Source organism: Streptococcus oralis (genome assembly GCF_023109155.1).
Classification (GTDB): Bacteria; Bacillota; Bacilli; order Lactobacillales; family Streptococcaceae; genus Streptococcus; species Streptococcus oralis_BZ.
In genome coordinates, this window is the sequence record NZ_JALDUA010000007.1 from 15527 (window position 1) to 36518 (window position 20992).

A 20992-nucleotide genomic window follows, 5' to 3' on the forward strand; every position below is an offset into this window, starting at 1 on the left:
ACAGCAAGGTTTTAGACATTTTCTACATAAAAAAAGCTGGAAAATCTCTTTCCCAACTTCTTTTCACAATCTAATTTTACGTTTATTTACTTATTTTTTCAAGCGCTCAACATCGCGTGCAATCACCAATTCTTCATCTGTTGGAATAACCAAGACACGGATTTTCGCTGCATCAGTTGAGATGTCTCCCGTTACGCCAAAGACGTTCTTTTCTGGATCCACATCACAACCAAACCAAGAGATACCTGAAATGACATCCTCACGAACCAAAGCTGCATTTTCACCAATCCCTGCTGTGAAGATAATCGCATCTGCTCCATTTAGGACTGCAAGGTACTGGCCGATATGTTTTTGGATACGATCAACATACATTTCATAAGCCAAAGTCGCATCATGGTCTCCTGCTTCCATAGCAGCAATCACATCACGCATATCGCTTGACTGACCAGAAACTCCCATGAGCCCTGATTCACGATTAAGAACGCAACTAATATCTTCTGGGGTATTGAAATCCTCTGTATATTGCATGAGATAAGGGATGATAGCAGGGTCAATATCTCCTGTACGAGTTCCCATCATCACACCGCCAAGTGGTGTGAATCCCATAGAAGTATCCACAGACTTACCACCCTTAACAGCTGTGATAGAAGCCCCGTTACCAATATGGCAGGTAATCAATTTCAAATCTTCCAGAGGACGGCCCAAAAGTTTCGCTGCTTCTCCTGCGACAAACTGGTGACTTGTCCCGTGGGCACCGTATTTACGAACCTTGTTTTCTGTGTAGTATTTAGTTGGTAGAGGGTAGCGATAAGCCTTTTCTGGCATGCTTGTGTGGAATGAGGTATCAAATACGACAACACTGGTAATATCTGGAAGCAATTCCTTAAATGCGCGGATTCCAGCTGCGTTAGCTGGATTGTGAAGAGGAGCCAAGAGTCCCAATTCCTCAACTTTTTCTAACACATCTCCCTCAACAACTGTTGATTCCTTGAAATATTCACCACCTGCAACGACGCGGTGTCCGACACCTGTAATCTCGTCGTACCCTTTAATGATGTCAAAACGAATCAAGTCATCCAATAAAATTTTAACAGCTTGTGTATGGTCTTCAATATCAAGAATTTGTTGCTCCGAACGACCGTCAAATTTTACTGTTGAAATTGAATCTTTCAATCCAATACGTTCAATCAAGCCTTTAGCCAAAACTTTTTCCTCAGGCATTTGATAAAGTTGCCATTTCAAGCTTGAGCTTCCTGCATTGATTGCAATTGTTTTTGTCATAAGATGATACCTCTTTTTTAAGCGTTTTCATCTATTATAACAAAATCTCTTTTATATTTCAGTACCTTTGCTCCAATTTTGAAAATTTTCTTTAAAGGTCAACAATACTGACGGATCTTGCAAGCTAGTAAGAGGGTAAACAAAGGGTTCTATTTCCTTGTCTCTTTTCTTCTGTAAGACAAAAATACTTTTAGCTTGGCTTGCAGTTGAGAAAATATCCTCTGGCAGAGCGATGATAGCAGCCAGACTCACTTCGTCTTTGAGCCACCCTTTCAATAAGTCACTTTGAGGACTGGTCAATAAATCACTCGGAGCTAAAAAAATAGCATAGCCATCTGACTTAAGATACTTGAGGCCTTGTTCCATCAGCAAATGGTGGGCATAGGTATGCTCTTGACTAGAAGCCACTTGATAGCGAGAAGCGATGGCATCGTCTGGGTAATAGCCTACAGGCAAGTCGCTGATGACCACGTCGCTTTCTTTAAGCATTTGCGGACGAACGGCGTCTCCTTGGACAAAACCAGCTTGCAAACCAATCACATCTGCCATACTGGCTGCCAAATCAATCAGCAAGTCATCCACTTCGATTCCCAAGTAATCTACTTTTTTAGCAAGAGAAGTCAAGAAAGTAGCCCCCAAAATCCCCATACCAGAACCTATTTCGAGGATGCTAATTTCCTCTTGTTCAAACAACTCTTCTACAACAAGTACCAAGAGGAGGGCAATGGCATCTGGTGTAAACTGGTGATTGGCTTGTAAAGGTTCCGTTTGTCCTGCCTTCATCAAAAGAAACTGGTAGGTCTTGAGCCACTCTTCCTTGCGAAGGGCTAAGCGCTTAAGGGCTTGATTGTTTTCCTTGACCTGCTCTAGATTGGTCTCGCCATCTAGATAGATACTATTTTGCTCTACCAAGGCGTCATAAAAGTTGGTCGCCAAATCACTTTGGATGACTTGGACATTCTCTAGTAAATACGTATAAGCTTGTTCAATTTTTTCAAAATCCATATTCCTATCTTATCAAATTTCCCTCCTTTTTTCCATCTGAAGAGAAAAAATCACTGCTTTAGTCAGCGAGTGATTTTTGGGCTACAGTTAAAAAGAGTTCTGCATAATTTCCTAGGAAAAGACCTTCTGCACTATAGAGAATCTGACTATCAATACTCGAAAAACCATTCTGAGCGAGCTTGGTTTCCAGTTCAGCTAAATCAAAACCATGATGGTTGGTATCTGTCTTGACAAAATCAGCGATGAGAACTTGTCCATTCTCCCTAAGGTGATGGTAAAACATGGCAAGAGTTGCATCTAGATCAGGCATATGATGAAGAACCCGACTGACAACAATCAGGTCAAATTGCTGTTCCAAGGGATTTGCCAGTAAATCCTGCTCCAAAAACTGGATATTCTTGATGTCTTGTTGCTCTGCTTTCAAACGGGCTTGCTCCAGCATTTTCTCCGAGATATCTACAAGGGTAACCGACTTGGCCTGCTTGGCTAGGGGCAAAGCTAATAGACCTGTCCCACCACCGAAATCCAGAATTTCTTTGTCTGATAGAAGAGCGATCTGTTTTTCAACTGCTTGACAAACCAAATTTGCAAGAAAGATATTTTTGGGCGAATCAAAAGTTTCTGCTTTGTGATTAAAATCATGTTTCATGCTTTTAGTTTAGCACAAAGAAGTTGAATTGACTAGAATTTGTCTTTCTTTTCAGGCTTTTCTTCTGATTTTTTCTTCCCTGCTTGATTGCTTGAATCAGTCGCTACCTCTTCCTTTTTAGCTGTTCTCTTTTCTTGGGTTTTCATCTGAGGAAAGAGAAATTCATAGTTGCCCTTACTCATACGAACACTTGTTGCAAAACCTGTTTTCGTATTGTGATACCTGACTTTTCCTAAGTTAAAGACTTGTTCTCCACTTTCTTGCTCAGCCTTATCTTTACTTCGCTTGGCCATGGCAAAAGCAGCCAACTTTTCTTTGTTTAGGGCAAAGTCTTTGTGATGGGCGACTTGCCGATTCAAATAAAACTGCAACAAAAGGCTAAAAATGGCTGCCATGGTGACTGCATAGAGGAGAACGCCTGCCTTAACTTTTTGCTTTTTCCACACGATAGATGAACTCCCTTTCTAAGCCCTTTTGAAATTGGAAGCGAAAGCGAACCAATTGGTTTTCCTCTGTAATTTGAGCTGATTTGAGTCCATAAACCATAGGTTGGTAGCCCCGTCCGCTGGTATCGGTCTTCCGAAAATCATCCGATTTAGACTTCCCTATAGAGATATCCTTACCATCCTGTTTCATGTAGAGGCGATTGCCTTCCACCTTGTCAAACTGCGAACGCTCTAACTCTGCCTCCAGCTGATCCACAAACAAGAGCCACTCCTTTTGCTCGCTTTGCTGCTGGTGACGAACTTCTGAAATGAGGAGCTGACTCATAGCCTGAAAGAGGAGCAAGCCCCCGCTGATGACAATAAGGGCAATCAGGGATTCTAAAAGAGTGAACGCTCTTACCTTACTGCTCTTTAAGGTCGAGCAACTTCTCTGAACCATGGTAGACCTCCAATCCCTTTTCACTAGCAAACACCTGAACCTCCACTCCGTTTATGTTTACCTGATTTTGACCTGTCTGCAGAGCCATCTTCGCCACACGCAAGACTTCCTCTTTTTGCAAGATTTCTACCTCTTCCTGCCTATTTTTCTGAATTTGCCCCAAAAGAAGGGTCGCAATGCTGGCAAACACAGCCAAAGCTACTACTGCTTCTAGTAAGATTACTGCCCTAATTTTTTGTTTCCTTAATGCGTTTAATTTTTCCATTTCCTAGATATAATTGATAGCGAATCGCTCCTTTGCTAGTCTGAAATTCAACCTTAGCCAGGGACGAATTGCCCCCAGCTCGGTCAAATATAATGCTTTGTCCAGATGGTGCCTGAATCCCTTTAGGAACGGTCAAGTTTTGACTGCCATTGCTGATCGTCTGTCCATCTAAGTTCAGACTGGTCTTTTGCTGACTGGCTAGACTGCGTTTTTGCGTTTCCCGATAGAGTTCTTCAAACTCCATAAAGAAAATCTGCTCCTCTACCGCCGCAAAACTGGACTGGACAGAGCCAGACAAGCCTAAACCAAGGATACTCACAAGCCCCAAAACCAAGAGACTTTCCAGCATAGTAAAGGCCTTAATCTGCAACGGTTTGGCTTGTTTTTTGTTTTGCATGGTAGTCTTTATAAGCTTTGGCTTGCTCAGCTGTGATACGACCGTCCGCTTGTAATTTGCTGAGGCTGGCGTCATCATTTTTATCTAAACGATAAAGTTCTGCCTGGCTTTCCACGACCTTGACAACAGCAGCTTTACCTTTGTCATCTACGGCATCCTTTTGCTTGGTCAAATTGGGCACAAAGAGCAAGAGAAGAACGCTGATGATTAAAAGGACGACTAGCATTTCTACCAAAGTGAAAGCTTTAACCTTGGCTTTTTTTAAATTTGTCATGAGTTTTTTCATTTTAAAAATTTACCTCCATATTTTGATACATGGGCATAAGCATTGCCGCATAAAGTAAAACGATAATCAGGGCCACAAAGATAAAAACCAGTGGCTGTACTAAGTTCATGGTGCGGTTGACTCGGGTAAAAAAGACTTCCCAAGTTTTTTCAGCATAGATTTCCAACTCACTCCCCAGCTTGGACTTGACTTCTCCATACTCGATGATGAGACTCAACTCCTTTTTAAAGAAAGGGTAGGTCGCTATGGTTTGAGAAAATTCCCGACCATTTTGCAGGGCTTTAGCCAGATCTTGACCGATTTCTTTAAAGAGCTGGGAGCCTTGTTCCTGCATGATCTGAAAAATCTGCGTCAGCTCCATCCCCTGTGAAATCATATTGCCCCATTCACGCGCATAATAGGCCGTCAGATAGGTCTGGACAAAGATTCCTAGAAAGGGAACCCGTGCCAACATCGAGAAAACCCGCATCTTGGAACTTCTTTTGTAGAAAGTGAGGGCTAAAAGTAAAGATAGAGAGCAAACCAGCACTAGTCCCAGAAATATTTGTGGCAGATTGCCGATGATTTGAGTGGCGATATTGCTACTGTCCAGTTGAGGTAGCAAATAATTCCTGAGCCCCAGCATGATTAGCAGGAGAAATCCCAGCAAAATCAGAGGATAAGTCGCCACTTCGATTAACTTTTTCTTGACCTTGGCCAAATTATCCAGATATTCTTCTATCTTTGCCAAACTCAGGTGAAGATTTCCATGTACTTCAGCTAGAGATAATTGGGTCACAATAGCACTTGAAAAGCCCAAGCTGTCCATCATCTCTGAAAAGGATTTCCCCTGAGACAAGCCTTGGTGCATCTGGGCCACATAGTCCTTTTCCATCAGGGCACTTCTGCCCAAAAAAGAAATAATTTCCACCAAATGAAAGCCACTGGAGAAGAGGTTGTTAAACAAAGTGATGATTTTCTTCTGCTTAGCTGTAGCTAATTTTTTCCGTTTCAGCCTGAAGACTTGTGATATGTCCATCTTTAAGAAGCTGGTCAATCTGTTCATTCCAGCTAGTTGGCTGGTGTTCTTGATAGTCTTTGTTTGCAAAGTCAACGATTCCTCCTCCCCCAATTAATCTCTGGTAGCAGACGCCTTGCAAGACAACTGCTAGTTCCTCCTCCGTCACACCCAACTCCAGAAGGCGTTCATAAACTCCTCGGATACTCTTGGCATGAATGGTTGAAAAGACTGTCGCACCTGTCAAACTAGCTCTGACCACTGCACGCGCCGTCTCGCTATCCCGAATTTCACCAATAATCAAGAGGTCCGGACGATGCCGGAGAGACAGTTTGATCAGATTTTCATAGGTCAAGCCAATCGCCTCATTCAACTGCAACTGGAGCATGTCGTCCTGCTTGATCTCGACAGGATCTTCAATGGACATAACCTGCTGTCCTTTAAACAGAGACTTGGCTAATTCGTGCATCAAGGTCGTCTTGCCGCTGCCGACCGGACCCGCAAAAAGGTAGAGGCCCCGTTGCCTGTACTGCTCGCCCAGTTCGTTCATATCCTGAAACCAGAAATGCAGTTCCTGTTCCTCGTCGTGCAACAAACGAATAACCAAACTCTCATGCCCTCGATAATCTCCTACGGTAGACAAACGCAGAGAAGACACCTTCTCCCCATGCTGATAGTCGCAAGATCCCAGCTGACTACGTCTCTTCTCTCCTACGTTCATACCCGCCACAAACTTAAAATGACTAATCACCGCAGCTAAAACATCAAACTCATAGGAGTCAACTAGACACCGTTCGTCTCCAACCCGCATGTGAAGCTCGTAGGACTTTTCCTTGGGGATAAAATAGATATCCTGGGCCTTCTTTTCTTTCGCAGTCTCAATAATTTTCTGTGCAATTTCTTGTACCATACCGCCCTCCTTATCTAACTATTCGCAAAAAATTGAAAAAAATAAAAAGCAACTTAAAAAGTTACTTTTTATCTCCATTTCATGCGGCAAGAACGGTGCTTTTCTTGACCTGTTTGTTTTTCGTAGCCTGGACGTAGCTTTTCATCGGGGATGACTTGCTCATCCTGTAAAAGTGCCAAAGAATGGTACTGCTGCAAATACTCATCGCACTCATCACACCAGCGTTGGTCAGCAGGATCCCAAAAAATAGTCATCAAATCACTCCGACTCTTATAAAGAGGATTCTTCTTTTCCAGCTCAAACCAGCATAACTTATAATATTTTAGAGCATCATAATACTTGTCAAAAGATTGACTCATGATGACATCTTCTTCCCAACCTTCTATGAACCACCACGGTTCAAAATCCCCATACATTTCTATAACACGATACATTCTTACTACTTCCTTTGTATCGTATATTATATCTAATTTTTTATTACAAGAAAAGGATTTTGCTTACCTTTCCCTTTAGGAAGACTTCTTTAAATACCTTTTCAGCCTATCATAAAAATAGGAGTCCTTTATTGACCCCTATTTTTATCTTCTTAGGCTTGATAACGTTTCACACCATCTAGGTAGGTTGCTACCAATTCCAAATCTTTATCTAGTACGATAAAGTCAGCGTCGTAGCCTTCACGGATTTGGCCACAGACATCATCGATGTGAACAGATTTTGCTGGGTTGAGACTGGCCATCATGACTGCTTCATGCGGATTCGCAATGCCCCATTCGACCACATTCTTCAAACCATCTTTGAGTTTAAGGATAGAACCTGCCAAATTTCCTGTCGATTTGAGGCGAGCAGTTCCATTAGCAACTACTACCGGGAATTCTCCCAACATGTAGTCGCCGTCTTCCAAGCCACCCGCTGTCATACAGTCTGTGATAAGGGCGATATTTTCAGTTCCTTTTTGCTTGAGCAAAATATCACAGGCCTTTGGATCCACATGGTGACCGTCACAAATCAATTCTGCGTAAGTATGTGGCAATTCATACATGGCTCCCACCATACCGAGCTCACGGTGAGTCAACCCACGCATTCCGTTGTAGGCATGTACCCAAACGCTTGCTCCAGCATCTACTGCCTTTTTAGCTTCATCAAAAGTCGCATTGGAGTGTCCAAGAGCAACGGTCACTCCTTCACCCGTAACTGTACGAACAAAGTCTTCTACACCTTCGCGTTCTGGCGCAAGGGCGATTTTATTGAGCAGGCCATTGGCTGCTTTTTGCCAAGCACGAAACTCATCCATACGAGGGTCTTTCATATAGGCAGGGTTTTGGGCTCCCTTGTATTTCTCTGTGAAATAAGGCCCTTCAAAATAGATCCCACGAATCTTGGCTCCACTTGCTTCCTGGTAACGAGCACCGATATTTTCAGTTACCGCAAGCAACTGCTCGTAAGAGGAAGTCAAGGTCGTTGGCAAGAAGCTGGTGACACCTGTACTAAGTAGACCTTCACTCATAGTATGAAGGGTACCTTCGATGTTATTGTCCATGACATCAACACCACCAAATCCATGAATATGGGTATCCACAAGTCCTGGGGCAATGCTATAACCTGTATAGTCAATCACCTCAGCTCCTTCAGGAATCTGTTCTACATGCTTTCCAAACTTGCCATCCACAAGTTCTAAGTAACCACCACGACGAACTCCGTGTGGGTAGAAAAACTGATCCGCTTTAATATAATTAGGCATAATGATAACCTCCTTGATAGATTGTTTCTAGAATTTATTATGTCAATTACATTATAAACCTTTCTTTTTCATTTGTAAATGGTATAGACCTATTTTCTAGAGATATTTTAAAAGAGCTGGATTTCTCCAACTCTTTGATTTTATTTTGATTTCACAGGCAGTTCTTGAGCAGCCTTAACAGCAGCTGCAATCGTTTCTGCGTAAAGTTTAGCACCTTCTTCAATCATGTTGCTATCATTCCCAAAGTGAACTTGGTCGGTTCCAGCCCAGATTTCAGGGTGTTCCTTAGCAACCTTATTCCAGTCAGCGATGCTCACGTAAGGATTCTTTTCAGCTAATTCCCGCGCATAAGTCGCATACTGCTCCACTGATGTGTAAGTGTCCTTACTCTTATCTCCCTCATAAGGTGTCACCAGTATCAGATGGTGTCCTTTCGGTAGATTGTTCACGATGCTGTCCAAGTCATTCTTATAGCCTTCAGGATTGTTGACTCCCGTTGCAATAACAACTGTTTTTAGCAGCGCCTTGTTCTGACTGTTATTGAGCATAATATCGTTGGCTTGCTTGGTCGTTCGACTAACCTGGGCATTGATATTTGCTTCAGGAAGTGCCTCTTGTAAGGCTGTATTGGCACGCAAGGCTACCGAATCTCCTATTAGGCTTGTTCCCTCAGAAATTCCTAGACGACTCAGTTCAGCTTGTTCAGCAAGAGTCTTTGTTTGTCCTATATTAGTCTGGGCTTGTTTGAAACCATTGACCATCAAGTCTGTCTCAAAAGCTCCAACTTGAGGAGCCACAGCTATGATAATCAAGGCAATCAGGGTAAGAATGCCAGCACCAGCACCACTAATTGGTTTAATATGAGGCAATCGACTAATCTTCCGTATTAAAGGATTGGATTTACCAGCAATCAACGGCTCAATGATATAGAAGGATAGGATAGCAAAGAAATAAGAAAAGATGATTGTCAGAATAACAGCAGGCAAATTACTCATCAACTGAGAAAAGATAATATAAAAAGGCCAGTGGAAGAGATAAACCGCGTAGCTGGTATCCGCTAAAAATGTAATGATCCGAGGTTCTTGTATCTCAGGCGTTTTCTCATGCAAGACACGCGCAGCAAAAATCATGGTCACTGCCGCTAAACTTGCTAGCAAGAAGCCAAATAAGTACGCAAACAGGTAGGTAAATTTGACAAAGAAAGTCAGAAGCAACAATACCAAAAGCCCCGCAGCAAATACCAGTAGATTTTGACGAAGGTCCCACATCCGGTCAAACTGCTTGACTAAATCGCTCGTCTGACGAACCCCCACAACTGTCGCCAAAATGCTTCCTAAAAAGAAGGGATAGACATGGGTTAAACTTGAAAAGTAGACAGATGAATAGGAACTAGCCATTAGACTACCAATAAACATGGAGAAAAAGCTAATGATAAAAGCTCCTGCAGAAAGGAGAAAGACTATCCCTCTCAATTGACTACTAGATTTTGAACGTTTCGATAAGAACCAAACCGCTAAGCCCCAAAGGATATAGTAGTGAACCTCAACAGCTAGGCTCCAGTTGTGAACAAAGAGATGCGGAATGAACTGGGATTCATAACTACCCCCTGTTAACATTTCGTAGAAGTTGGTCATAAAACCGAGAACTCCAGCTATCTGGCCACCAATTCCAGCAACATAGTCTTGACGAACCAAGAAAGTAAAAGGCATGGTCACCAAAACCATCAGCACCACAGGTGGCACGATGCGGTAAAACCGTCTCTTAAAAAAGCCCAGTAAGTCAATCTGGCGTGCCTTCCCAAATTCTTCTAAAAGGAGGGAGGTGATCAAAAATCCTGAAAAAGTGAAAAAGACATCTACCCCAAAGAAGCCTCCAGGAAAGATCGTTTGAAAGAAGTGGTACAAAAGCACCAAAAGTAAACCTGTAATCCTAATCAAGGAAAACCATTTAATACGCATACGAGTCTATTCTCCATTAAATTAGGAAGCAAAACACCGCCTAATTTCCATTCCATTATACTCCCTATTCTATCAAAAAAATAGGAAAAATCCTAAGAGAAAACTTAGGATTTTGGCATTCTAATTTTACACTTTAGAAATTGCGCCCTGACTTGTTGTAGCCATATTTTTCTACAAAATACTCACGGAATTCCAAGAGATTGTCATCCATGATGGCTTGGCGGACCTGCTTCATCAGGTTGAGTAAGAAGTAGAGATTGTGGTAACTAGTCAAGCGGATACCGAAGGTTTCGTCAGCCTTGAGCAGGTGGCGAAGGTAAGCGCGTGTATAGTTCTTACATGTGTAGCAATCACACTCAGGATCCAGTGGCGTAAAGTCCTCAGCAAACTGGGCATTTTTGACAACCAAACGACCTTGACTGGTCATACAAGTCCCGTTACGAGCGATACGAGTCGGCAAGACACAGTCAAACATATCCACACCACGAATCACCCCATCAATCAGGCTATCTGGCGCTCCCACTCCCATCAAATAGCGAGGTTTGTTTTCAGGCAGCAGTTGGGTTGTGAAGTCCAAGACTGCATTCATCTCTTCATGCGTTTCTCCCACTGCCAAACCACCGATAGAGTAGCCTAGGAAATCCATGCTGACAAGGTCATGAGCTGACTGACGGCGAAGATCTTCAAATCCCGCTCCCTGCACAATCCCAAACAAACCTTGATCCTGTGGACGACGATGAGCCTTCAAACCACGCTCAGCCCAACGACTGGTACGTTCGATTGATTTCTTAACGTAATCATAGGGTTGGTAAAACTGAGGACATTCATCAAAAGACATCATGATGTCTGAGCCTAGATTGTTCTGAATAGAGATGGCTTTCTCCGGTGATAGGAACATCTTGGAACCATTGAGATGGTTTTTAAAGGTTACTCCTTCTTCGGTGATATTTCGGCTATCAGCTAGGGAATAAACCTGGAAACCACCACTATCCGTCAAGATTGGCTGGTCCCAATTCATGAATTTGTGGAGACCACCTGCGCGTGCGATGAGTTCGTCCCCAGGGCGAAGCCAGAGATGATAGGTATTGGACAGGATAATTCCCGAACCCATCTCCTTCAACTCTTCTGGTGACTGGGTTTTTACAGTAGCTTGGGTCCCAACCGGCATAAACATAGGTGTCGGGAAAGTGCCATGAGGGGTGATGATTTCTCCCAGACGAGCTCCCGTGTGTTTTTCTTTCTTAATCAAACGGTATTTGATTGGTGAATCTGACATTTTCTACCTCCGAAGCTGGGAAAGACAGTCCCAGTTCATACTTTGTGCCCAAAGGCATACTGTATGATTTTATCAAAAAAACCAGGAACTGTCACGAACTATGGTATAATGAGAGAATGAAATACCCAAAAATTGATTTAAAAACCATTCGTCTGCAGACGAGGCAGTTTCAGGCTGAAAATCCCCGCCTCTTTCTCGTCTATCTCTTACCTAGCATACTGGTCATCTTATCAGGCTTTCTCAACCCCTTGGCTCGTCTCCAAGAAAATGTTTTAGAGCAATCCTTTTTCAGCATGCTGGCACAAGTGCTCCAAGCCTATCTCTTCCCGCTAGTGGTTTCTTTTGTGAGCACGATTTTTCTAGCAGGTGCTGCCTTTGCGACACTCCGACTCCTCAAGGATCCTGATACAGAACTCTCAGTAAAATCAAGTCTAGCCCTCTTTGCTGCAGAGCGCTTCTCGCAAACCTTCCTAACTCTGCTCCTCAAACGTTTCTACCTCTTTTTATGGAGCATTCCAAACTTAGTAGGCGTTTATTTTCTCTTTTATAGCAATCTCTTAGCTCGGAGATTTGTCGCCCTACATCCTGAATTTCCAAAATTAGACCTCTCATCAGTTGAAACAGAGCAATTCCTTATGACCTTTGGCCTCTACTTTTTCGCGAGTCTCATCTTGATGATTGTAGGGAACATCCTCTACGTTCCACAACATTATGCCTACTCGCAGGTAGAATTCCTCCTCTGCGACACTCTGGATTTAGGACAGGCTAAACCCCGTCAAATCCTGAAAACCAGCCGTTTCTTGATGAAGGGTTACAAATTTCAACGCTTTGTTCTCGATCTACAACTACTCCCTTGGTACTTCCTCAACTGGCTCACTTTTGGAATTGCTAGTTTTTCAATCCTTCCCTATATCCAGAGCAGCCAAATCATTTTCTATCGAACTTTGCTCGCTCTCAAACGCCGAAAAGTATAAACTTTCTACTATTATCTCAAAAAAATCAGCACTTTCTAAAGAAGGTGCTGATTTCAGTTATTTTTAAAATATAATTGAGAAACTCCTGTAACAGGACTAAGTTGCTTATTCACAATAAAGAAATAATCACATGCTGTCCATTTACCCTACCAAGGTCACATTTTCTATATTTCCTTCAATATCTGCCCTGACTTCTACCGCATGCCCAGCAAAAATATCCTCTTTATCTCCATAATAAAGAGTCAAATCCCCCGCTTCGCTGATAGACAGTTCCCCCAGATACAAGGAATTATAAAAATAGTCCTCTGTTAATACTTCGGCATCTCCGTCTGAAGCTAGCCAGTCCTCTGCTGTTTCCCACATCTCTTTTACTATAACGTCTCGGATTTCAGAGTCTCTTCGGTCAATATCCCTGACAAATGTTTTCAAGTAGCCAAATGATTTTGGTGGTAAGCTGGCATCTTCATTTGCATCCAACATCACGCTAACCCTGCTTCCCGCAAGATCCATACTTCCCTCAAACCATGAATAAGCTCTATTTAAAGTGAATTCGCCTATAGAATCTTTGATGACGACTGGTTTAACATATTCTGCAATCAGAGCTTCTAATCTACTATCCGACTGCCCATCTTCAATGTATTCCAGCAGACGATAACAGTTATTCGCTACTGCTGCCATATAAGGTTCTAATTGCCTTTGTGGTCTTTTCTGACATTTGATGTGATGAATCTGATAGGGCTCGAAACTATAGCTATAGAGCAAGCCCTTTTCTTCATATTCCTCTGGACTCACCAACCACTCCAAACGTCCCTCTATTTCCGAGAACTCCTTTGTCCCCACATTCACACTTGCTACAAAATGAACCGAAGGCAACTTCCATCCATTCTTTAAAACAGTCGCACCTCCCACATTTTGCAAAGTGATAATCAAGAGTTCAACGACTTCACCACAAAATTCTTTTTCAAAGTCATCAATGGTTTTCTCAAATGTTTTTTTCAAACTATTCATCATAGTGTTCTCACCTTCTACTAAAATAAAAATACTTGATTTTCAGTCAACTTCAGTTTGATTATAGCATAACTTTGAAAACATTTTGACTTAGAACAACAAAAAGAAGCCTCAACCTTATGAGTTTTCAGCTTCTTTTTCTATTAGTTCATTGATACGTGAACGTGATCATAGTGGTTTTCGGTTACGCTACCACGGTCTGGCATTGGATTCCACGTGTAGGCTGGTCCATATTTACTATCATATGGAGCGTAGAAACGTTGTTTCCAGATGATGTAGTTGATACCACGGCTAGCCATATTTTTGACTGCATATTCTGCAATTTGATCTCCGAGTGCTGAACTCACTGGAACCATAAAGTCGATGGCCAAACCTTTACCATGGTCCCCACTGTCACCAGGACGGTAGCCACTAAAAGATGTAATTCCAAACAAGTTGGCTACTTCTTCTTTAAAGGCCGCTGTTTGTGGTTGAAGACCAGCATTCTCAGACTTAGCTACAGCAAGTCCTGCATAGTCAGGAGCCGCTGGAGCAGCATACGTTCTTGAAGGAGTTTGGCTTTGCTCTGCTTGATAAGTCGAAGTTGCAGTGTCAGAAGTTGCTGTTGATGCTGCTTCTTCTGTTGCACTTGTTCCTGTTGTATCAGCAGGTGTTTCAGTTGCTGGAGCAGCTGCTACTGGGGCTTCTGCTGGAGTTGTTGCTGCCGTTTCTTCGGTAGCTGGAGTCGCTGCTTGTGGAGCTTCTTCAACTGGACTAGTTGTTTCTGCTACTGGTGCTTCCGCTGGAGTCGTTTCAGCTGTTTCTTCAGCTACAGATGTTTCTGTAGATGGTGTCTCTTCAGCAACTGTCGCTGTCTCAGAAACTTCTGAACTTGGCGCTACTTCTGCTGGTTTTTCAGTCTCTGTTGCAGTTGGAGCTTCCTCAATTGGTTGAGAAAGGTCTTCTACTTGAACTGTTTGTTCATCGACTGTCACTTGATTCGTCGTCAAATCAGCTGTCGCAGTCGTCACTTCTTCACTAGCATCTGATTGAGGAGCTTGGATTTCAACTTCCGTTACCTCTTCTGCCTCATTAACAGTTGTAGTGAGGACAGTATCTGGGAAAATCAAGTCCATATTGGTGATTTTGTTCAAATTAGCAAGAACCGTCACATCTACTCCCAAAGCTTCTGCAATCGTGCTCAGGGTATCACCATACTGAACTGTATAGCTGTTTTTGTTTTCGTTTTTCGTCACGTCATTTTGGATTTGCTCAACGCTACGTGCTGTCCAAGAGATTTCTTGAGCTTTAGCTCCTAATGCGGGAGCAAGAGATAAGGCTACTGTTGAGGCTAAAATAATTCTTTTCTTCATTCGTTCATATTCCTTTCAAATGAGTACCTGTCTATCATAACACAAAAAAAGCAGAAAAAAAGCCCTCTCGGGCCTATTTAACAGAACTGTCTATTCCTTGTAACAAACTCGATTACTTGAAATAGTTTGTTAGGTTTCTGTCACAAAACTGACACAATCTTCTCGTCCCCAATCCTCAGAAATATGAGGAATATCTGCTAACTCTTGAATCCTGTGATTCCCTTCATAAGAAGACTCTAAAAAGTTGATGCTTTGAAGGCCACTATTCTGGGCAAATTCCACATCCAAAGTCCGGTCTCCTATATAGTAGGTGTTCTCAGAATCCAACTCATACTTGTCTAGCAGATAGGTCGCCGCTTCTGGACTGGGCTTGCGCGCAAAGCCACTCTGACTGGTTAAAATCTCTTTGAAATAGGATTCCAACCCCAGGTCTCTGAGAATGGCAAAAGCATTGCCCCCCTTATGAGTATAGACAAACTGCTGAATCCCTGCTTCGTCTGCCCAAGATAGCACTTCACGCGCACCTGGCATCAAAACTACCTGGGCATTTTTCTCAGCCAGACTTTGGGCACGCACCTGATTGAGTACTTCCGCATCCAGATTTCTCTCTTCTGCCACCTTCTCCAGCAAATCCTGCACAGAAAACTTGAGGATAAACTCTCTCACTTTCTCCTTATCATAAGGAATAGAAAACTGAGCAAAGGTCTCCTTAATCCCTGACAAAATCGCTTCGTATGAGTCCAATAAAGTCCCGTCTAAATCCCAAATAAAGGCTATTTTTTGCATCTCCTATCCTTTCAAGATCATATAACGCTGGTAACGGTGACGTAGAAATAACCAACGGAAACCATTATCCAAGAGAGTCCCTGCCCAAATACCAGGCAAGCCCCAACCAAGAACAATGCCCATCAGATATCCTGTTCCAATGCGGATACACCACATCCCAATACTTGTTGCATAAAAGGGGAGGCGAGCATTCCCCAAACCCTGCCAAACTGCAGTATAGATGACTGTTCCTATCGTCATGGGAGTCCCCAATAGAGAAAACAGTGCCACCAAAACGCTCGCTTCGACCGCTACAGGATCGGTCGTATAGAGATGAGTCAATGGTGTCCCCAAGGCATAGATACTGAGAGTTAAGGGCAACATGAGAAGCAGGGAAAGCCAAAAGGTTTGCTTGCTCAAATCATCTACTCTTTCCCAGTTATCCTCTCCAACTGCTCGAGCTACCTGCATGACCGTCGCCGTAGCGACGCCAAAGGCAGGCATATAGTTAAACTGGGTCAAGACTTCTCCGACTGCATTCCCCGCTACTGCCTCCGTCCCAAAAGAAACAACCAAGGCAATAATCACTACATCTCCAGCCCGCATCATGAGACGTTCTCCAGCTGCTGGCAAAGCCAAAGTCAATAGTTCCTTATCTAAACCAAAAGTCGGTTTCTCAAAAGGCAGCTTTAATTGCGACCACAAAATCACAAGACCGACTAAGCGAGACAAGATAGTCCCCCAAGCAACACCCGCTATCCCCATATCAAGGACAAAAATAGCTAGACTGGAAAAGAGAATATTCAAGGCATTGGATAAAAGACTGACATAGAGGGGGAGACGAGGATTATGCGTTGCACGAATCAAGGCTCCTAAACTGGTCATTAATCCCAAGAGAACAATCAATCCACCCACCAAAGATAGATAGAGTCCTCCACTTTCGGCCACATCCTGTTCAGTCCCCAAAAGTCCTATCATCTCTTGTCCAGCGAAGATAGACAAAGCTCCTAAAAGGAGACTTAATAGTAAAGTAATCTTCAACGCCTCAGTCACATGATAGGCAAGCTTAGACTGATCCTTCTGCCCCAAACTTTTTGAAATAACGCTGGAAATAGCAGCTCCCAAAGCGATGAAAATCGCCTGGTAAATCGTGATAATATTGCCAGCCACTGAAACACCCGAAATAGCGATTAAGCCCAAGTGAGCGACCAAGTAACTGTCCACCATCCCCATGAGCATCTGTAAAAAGTTTTCACCCATAGCTGGCAAGGCAATGTTGAGAATGTCCTTATTTTTTCTAAACAATCTGTTCTCCTGATGAAAAGAAACTCAGTTGGTTTCCCAACCGAGTTTACTCCCTCTGTCTTAAAGTCCTAGATAAGTCTCCACCGCTGCTTGCATGTCAGCAGCTGCCACTGTTGTTTTATGACGAACCGGAGCTGTTTCAAGGCCATCAACCGCTGGTGGCACTGCCACTCCTGAAATGTCATGTAATTGAGCCAAGGCTTCAAAGTCAGTCAAGCCTGCTTTTCCTGTTACCGCTTCTACGGCAACCACTGGGAACTTGTAGGGACTAGCAGTTGAAGCAATCACTGTCTTAGTCGCATCCCCAGTAGCCGCTTGGTATTTTCTATAAACAGCTGAGGCAACCGCCGTATGTGGATCCTCGATATAGGCATCTGTATCATAAACACGTTTAATTTCTGCCGCAGTTTCTTCCTCAGTCGCATATTCAGCTGCAAAGAGTTCCAGAATCGCTGCATCAAAGTCTGTCAATTCATATTGTCCTTGTGTACTCAAAGCATTCATGAGTTCAGCTGTCTTAACCGCATCATTCCCCAAAAGATGGAAAATTAAACGCTCTAAGTTTGAAGATACTAGGATATCCATAGATGGGCTAGTCGTTACCTTAAACTCACGTTTCTTATCGTAAACACGTGTTTTGAAGAAGTCTGTCAAGACATTGTTGTCATTTGAAGCACAGACTAATTTACCAACTGGCAGACCAATTTGCTTGGCATAAAAGGCAGCCAAGATATTTCCAAAGTTTCCAGTTGGTACTGTGAAGTTGACCTTTTCACCAGCCACAATCTCACCAGACTTGACCAACTGAGCGTAGGCATAAACATAATAAACAATCTGTGGTACCAAACGACCAATGTTCATAGAGTTAGCTGATGAAAATTGCAGTTTATTGGCAGCCAATTTTTCACGAAGAGCTACATCGTTAAACATATGTTTCACATTTGTTTGTGCATCATCAAAGTTTCCATCAATAGCGATAACATGAGTATTGTCGCCAGTCTGAGTAGTCATTTGCAACTCTTGTACCTTGCTGACACCATCTTTTGGATAAAAGACGATAATCTCAGTTCCAGGCACATCCGCAAACCCTGCCATAGCAGCTTTTCCAGTATCACCAGATGTCGCTGTCAAAATGACAATCTTGTTCTCCAAACCATGCTTTTTAGCGGCTGTCGTCATAAAGTATGGCAAGATAGACAAGGCCATATCTTTAAAGGCAATCGTTGAACCATGGAACAATTCCAAGTTGTATTGCCCATCCAGTTTCACCAATGGCGCAATAGCTGGAGTATCAAACTTGCTATCGTAGGCATTGTTGATACAGTAGTCCAACTCCTCAGCCGTAAAGTCATCTAAAAATGCTGATAAAACTAATTTAGCCACTTCTTGGTAAGAAGCATCTTTTAATGTGTCAAAGTCCAAATCCACCTTTGGATAAGTAAGCGGAGTAAACAGACCACCATCCGTCGCCAAACCTTGCAAAATAGCTTGGCTGGCAGTTACTGTATTATTGGCATCACGCGTTGATTGATAAACTAATGTCATGAATCTCTATCCTTTATCTATAGTCTCTTCCATTATATCACGATTTTTCAGAAAATTCTCCCTTTATAAGAGAAATTATAATCCCAATTCTTTCTTCAAAGGCTCTAAATAAACCATTTCTTGCTTATCTCTTTTCTCCAGTCCTTCCTCAGCTAGGATGAGTAAGTCTTTAGAAAACTCGAGAACCGCAGCTTCTTCTTCATCTGTGAGTTGTTTTTTAGAAAATTGTCGTCTTAAAAGCTTATAATCACGACCAAATGTGGTAAAAAATGGTGCAGATTGCAAGTAAGCTTCTAACTTGTCTAAATTGAGCAACAAACCCAAATGAAAAGCCGCCACAGCAAAGGTACGATTCAAGGGTTGCGTACAGACACTACGAAACTCAACTGTTCCTCGAGTCGTTAAGTCTTGGTACTGGTAACTACGATGAGTTTGGAAATCCTCCTCCTGAGGATGAATTAACACCTCATCCCCATTAAGGGTAAATGCTTGGATTTCAGGTGTAGCCAAATAGTCCCTAGCCTGAATCGGATAAAAATAATAGGTCTGCCCACCACGCTCCGCAGTAAAAATCGCAGAATGATCTAGATAATCAAAAAAATCATTCTCATCTTTGAAGAGTCTGGCATTGACGCCTACATTTTCAGGATAAATCCCGTGCATGGATTCTTCCCAAAAAATATCCCTTGAAATCTTAGTATCCCAATCTTCCCCTGAAAACTCAGAATTGGCAAATAAAAAGGCTTTTGCAGCTTCAATTTGCGTAAAAGCATTGATAACCCGCAAGTAGTTGGACTTTGAAACGTCCAGTTGAACCTGACTTCCACAGATAAAGGCACCATACTCAGGGAAATGATGTAAATCTGATTTAGTTACATTTCTACTCAAATTCAGATAATCCATCAACATCTGATAGCGGGGATAAGCCACTGGACAATTCTCATTTTTATCCCAGTTGGGATGAATGCCGCAGCCAACAATAGCATGGTTAGCTTCACCCAACTTATTCTGAATCGTAGCCATATAGAAGTTAAAGCGTTCTTCTACCTCTTGGATAGATTCGGCCTTTCCGAATGCAAACTCAATCGTCGTATAAGCAACCTCAAACAAGATCGTATCTTGGCTGACTGGATCAAGCAACTGAATTGGATTCCCAAAATCATCCACTTTTTCGATAGTGAAGCCCAATACTGATGGTAAATACCGAAAGAGATCCTTAACAACTTCACCATCTGTAGCTTCACCCTCTAAATTTACAATAGGATATTCTAACTCAATCCCAATAAATAAATCTGGGTTCTCTTTTATATTCTTTAAGTAACGTTTCTTTAGTAATTCAACAGACCGAGACATTAATCACCAAACTCTTTCATAATCAAAATAAATTGTGAATAAGTAATATTATACCAAAAATACACTAAAAATGATTAGAATAAGAAGAAAAAGATGATTCATCAGTTATCTGTACTTAAAGAAAAATATCAAAATCTTCACCAAATCAAAAAACAAGGTCCGAAAACCTTGTCTTTATTACTATACCGGCGGCCGGGGTCGAACCGGCACGTCCTTGCGGACACTGGATTTTGAGTCCAGCGCGTCTGCCAATTCCGCCACGCCGGCAAATAGTAACTGGGGTAGCTGGATTCGAACCAACGCATGAGGGAGTCAAAGTCCCTTGCCTTACCGCTTGGCTATACCCCAATAATATAAAATAGGCGAGTGATGGGGATCGAACCCACGCATGCCAGAGCCACAATCTGGTGTGTTAACCACTTCACCACACCCGCCATAATCATATTAACACGGGCAGTAGGAATTGAACCCACACTGAAGGTTTTGGAGACCTTAGTTCTACCTTTAAACTATGCCCGTAACTAAAGTAATGGAAGGGGAGGGATTCGAACCCCCGAACCCGAAGGAGCGGATTTACAGTCCGCCGCGTTTAGCCTCTTCGCTACCCTTCCAAGTTATAAATAAAATATGGCGCGAGACGGAATCGAACCGCCGACACATGGAGCTTCAATCCATTGCTCTACCAACTGAGCTACCGAGCCAAATTGCGGGAGCAGGATTTGAACCTACGACCTTCGGGTTATGAGCCCGACGAGCTACCGAGCTGCTCCATCCCGCGTTAATATAAAAAGGAGGATGTGGGATTCGAACCCACGCACGCTTTTACACGCCTGACGGTTTTCAAGACCGTTCCCTTCAGCCGGACTTGGGTAATCCTCCAATAAATAGTCCGTACGGGATTCGAACCCGTGTTACCGCCGTGAAAAGGCGGTGTCTTAACCCCTTGACCAACGGACCATATTTATAAATGGGCACGAGTGGACTCGAACCACCGACCTCACGCTTATCAGGCGTGCGCTCTAACCACCTGAGCTACGCGCCCA

At 42.9% G+C, this 20992-nt stretch carries 21 protein-coding genes and 10 tRNA genes; 1 reads left to right on the forward strand and 30 read right to left on the reverse strand.

The window, feature by feature from the left end; genetic code table 11:
• Positions 1–90: 90 nt before the first annotated feature.
• From M1F63_RS09850 to tgt, 14 genes are all read right to left on the reverse strand, one after another.
• Positions 91–1281, reverse strand: coding sequence for an acetate kinase (locus M1F63_RS09850; protein ID WP_247941313.1), 1191 nt, complete (start codon positions 1279–1281; stop codon positions 91–93).
• A 51-nt stretch (positions 1282–1332) separates the two neighbouring features.
• Positions 1333–2286 carry a class I SAM-dependent methyltransferase gene (locus M1F63_RS09855; RefSeq protein ID WP_247941314.1) on the reverse strand — a complete coding sequence of 318 codons (954 nt, stop codon included), beginning with the start codon at positions 2284–2286 and terminating at the stop codon, positions 1333–1335.
• 58 nt (positions 2287–2344) lie between these two features.
• Positions 2345–2935, reverse strand: coding sequence for a class I SAM-dependent methyltransferase (locus M1F63_RS09860; RefSeq protein ID WP_247921294.1), 591 nt, complete (start codon positions 2933–2935; stop codon positions 2345–2347).
• A 32-nt stretch (positions 2936–2967) separates the two neighbouring features.
• A complete protein-coding gene (gene comGG, locus M1F63_RS09865; RefSeq protein ID WP_247941315.1) occupies positions 2968–3381 on the reverse strand; it encodes a competence type IV pilus minor pilin ComGG in 414 nt (137 codons plus the stop codon).
• Positions 3359–3820 carry a competence type IV pilus minor pilin ComGF gene (gene comGF, locus M1F63_RS09870; protein ID WP_247941316.1) on the reverse strand — a complete coding sequence of 154 codons (462 nt, stop codon included), beginning with the start codon at positions 3818–3820 and terminating at the stop codon, positions 3359–3361. The genes comGG and comGF overlap by 23 nt, the downstream gene beginning before the upstream one ends.
• Entirely contained in the window at positions 3783–4085 is a 303-nt protein-coding gene (gene comGE, locus M1F63_RS09875) for a competence type IV pilus minor pilin ComGE (protein ID WP_247941317.1), read from the reverse strand. Before comGE ends, comGF begins: the two co-directional genes overlap by 38 nt.
• A complete protein-coding gene (comGD, locus tag M1F63_RS09880; RefSeq protein ID WP_185756346.1) occupies positions 4048–4482 on the reverse strand; it encodes a competence type IV pilus minor pilin ComGD in 435 nt (144 codons plus the stop codon). Before comGD ends, comGE begins: the two co-directional genes overlap by 38 nt.
• The gene (gene comGC, locus M1F63_RS09885; protein WP_000735798.1) at positions 4445–4768 is read right to left on the reverse strand and encodes a competence type IV pilus major pilin ComGC; all 324 of its coding nucleotides are present in this window, start codon (positions 4766–4768) and stop codon (positions 4445–4447) included. Before comGC ends, comGD begins: the two co-directional genes overlap by 38 nt.
• A gap of 1 nt (position 4769) precedes the next feature.
• Positions 4770–5786 carry a competence type IV pilus assembly protein ComGB gene (gene comGB / locus M1F63_RS09890; RefSeq protein ID WP_247941324.1) on the reverse strand — a complete coding sequence of 339 codons (1017 nt, stop codon included), beginning with the start codon at positions 5784–5786 and terminating at the stop codon, positions 4770–4772.
• Positions 5734–6675 carry a competence type IV pilus ATPase ComGA gene (gene comGA, locus M1F63_RS09895; RefSeq protein WP_247941318.1) on the reverse strand — a complete coding sequence of 314 codons (942 nt, stop codon included), beginning with the start codon at positions 6673–6675 and terminating at the stop codon, positions 5734–5736. The genes comGB and comGA overlap by 53 nt, the downstream gene beginning before the upstream one ends.
• Before the next feature lie 68 nt (positions 6676–6743).
• Positions 6744–7109, reverse strand: a complete 366-nt coding sequence (locus M1F63_RS09900) for a DUF1033 family protein (RefSeq protein ID WP_007522851.1) — start codon at positions 7107–7109, stop codon at positions 6744–6746.
• Between the two features lie 152 nt (positions 7110–7261).
• Positions 7262–8413 (reverse strand): N-acetylglucosamine-6-phosphate deacetylase, encoded by a 1152-nt coding sequence (gene nagA / locus M1F63_RS09905; RefSeq protein ID WP_001134447.1) that lies wholly within the window; start codon positions 8411–8413, stop codon positions 7262–7264.
• 140 nt (positions 8414–8553) lie between these two features.
• The gene (locus M1F63_RS09910; protein WP_001220886.1) at positions 8554–10371 is read right to left on the reverse strand and encodes an acyltransferase family protein; all 1818 of its coding nucleotides are present in this window, start codon (positions 10369–10371) and stop codon (positions 8554–8556) included.
• A 133-nt stretch (positions 10372–10504) separates the two neighbouring features.
• Entirely contained in the window at positions 10505–11647 is a 1143-nt protein-coding gene (gene tgt / locus M1F63_RS09915; protein WP_084944777.1) for a tRNA guanosine(34) transglycosylase Tgt, read from the reverse strand.
• A 116-nt stretch (positions 11648–11763) separates the two neighbouring features.
• Between tgt and M1F63_RS09920 the strand changes: the two genes are divergently transcribed.
• The gene (locus M1F63_RS09920; RefSeq protein WP_247941319.1) at positions 11764–12621 is read left to right on the forward strand and encodes a DUF975 family protein; all 858 of its coding nucleotides are present in this window, start codon (positions 11764–11766) and stop codon (positions 12619–12621) included.
• Positions 12622–12762: 141 nt separating this feature from the next.
• Here M1F63_RS09920 and M1F63_RS09925 read toward each other — a convergent pair whose 3' ends face one another.
• The 16 genes from M1F63_RS09925 to M1F63_RS10000 all read right to left on the reverse strand — a co-directional run bounded on the left by M1F63_RS09925 (position 12763) and on the right by M1F63_RS10000 (position 20991).
• On the reverse strand, positions 12763–13632 hold the full coding sequence (locus M1F63_RS09925) for a DUF2262 domain-containing protein (RefSeq protein ID WP_000982055.1): 870 nt from the start codon (positions 13630–13632) through the stop codon (positions 12763–12765).
• Positions 13633–13772: 140 nt separating this feature from the next.
• Positions 13773–14981, reverse strand: coding sequence for a LysM peptidoglycan-binding domain-containing protein (locus M1F63_RS09930; RefSeq protein ID WP_247941320.1), 1209 nt, complete (start codon positions 14979–14981; stop codon positions 13773–13775).
• A gap of 129 nt (positions 14982–15110) precedes the next feature.
• Positions 15111–15767, reverse strand: coding sequence for an HAD family hydrolase (locus M1F63_RS09935; RefSeq protein WP_247941321.1), 657 nt, complete (start codon positions 15765–15767; stop codon positions 15111–15113).
• A gap of 3 nt (positions 15768–15770) precedes the next feature.
• The gene (locus tag M1F63_RS09940) at positions 15771–17051 is read right to left on the reverse strand and encodes an MATE family efflux transporter (RefSeq protein ID WP_247941322.1); all 1281 of its coding nucleotides are present in this window, start codon (positions 17049–17051) and stop codon (positions 15771–15773) included.
• A gap of 60 nt (positions 17052–17111) precedes the next feature.
• Positions 17112–18596, reverse strand: a complete 1485-nt coding sequence (thrC, locus tag M1F63_RS09945; RefSeq protein ID WP_061428661.1) for a threonine synthase — start codon at positions 18594–18596, stop codon at positions 17112–17114.
• Positions 18597–18671: 75 nt separating this feature from the next.
• Positions 18672–19949, reverse strand: coding sequence for a glutamate-cysteine ligase family protein (locus tag M1F63_RS09950; RefSeq protein ID WP_247941323.1), 1278 nt, complete (start codon positions 19947–19949; stop codon positions 18672–18674).
• A 183-nt stretch (positions 19950–20132) separates the two neighbouring features.
• Positions 20133–20216, reverse strand: a tRNA-Leu gene (locus tag M1F63_RS09955).
• Positions 20217–20225: 9 nt separating this feature from the next.
• A tRNA-Gln gene (locus M1F63_RS09960) sits at positions 20226–20297 on the reverse strand.
• A gap of 13 nt (positions 20298–20310) precedes the next feature.
• A tRNA-His gene (locus M1F63_RS09965) sits at positions 20311–20383 on the reverse strand.
• Between the two features lie 14 nt (positions 20384–20397).
• Positions 20398–20468, reverse strand: a tRNA-Trp gene (locus M1F63_RS09970).
• Between the two features lie 11 nt (positions 20469–20479).
• Positions 20480–20560 (reverse strand) — tRNA-Tyr (locus tag M1F63_RS09975).
• Between the two features lie 17 nt (positions 20561–20577).
• Positions 20578–20650: transfer RNA gene (locus tag M1F63_RS09980), tRNA-Phe, on the reverse strand.
• A 3-nt stretch (positions 20651–20653) separates the two neighbouring features.
• Positions 20654–20727, reverse strand: a tRNA-Met gene (locus M1F63_RS09985).
• Between the two features lie 11 nt (positions 20728–20738).
• Positions 20739–20828: transfer RNA gene (locus M1F63_RS09990), tRNA-Ser, on the reverse strand.
• Positions 20829–20834: 6 nt separating this feature from the next.
• A tRNA-Glu gene (locus M1F63_RS09995) sits at positions 20835–20906 on the reverse strand.
• A gap of 11 nt (positions 20907–20917) precedes the next feature.
• A tRNA-Ile gene (locus tag M1F63_RS10000) sits at positions 20918–20991 on the reverse strand.
• Position 20992 lies beyond the last annotated feature (1 nt).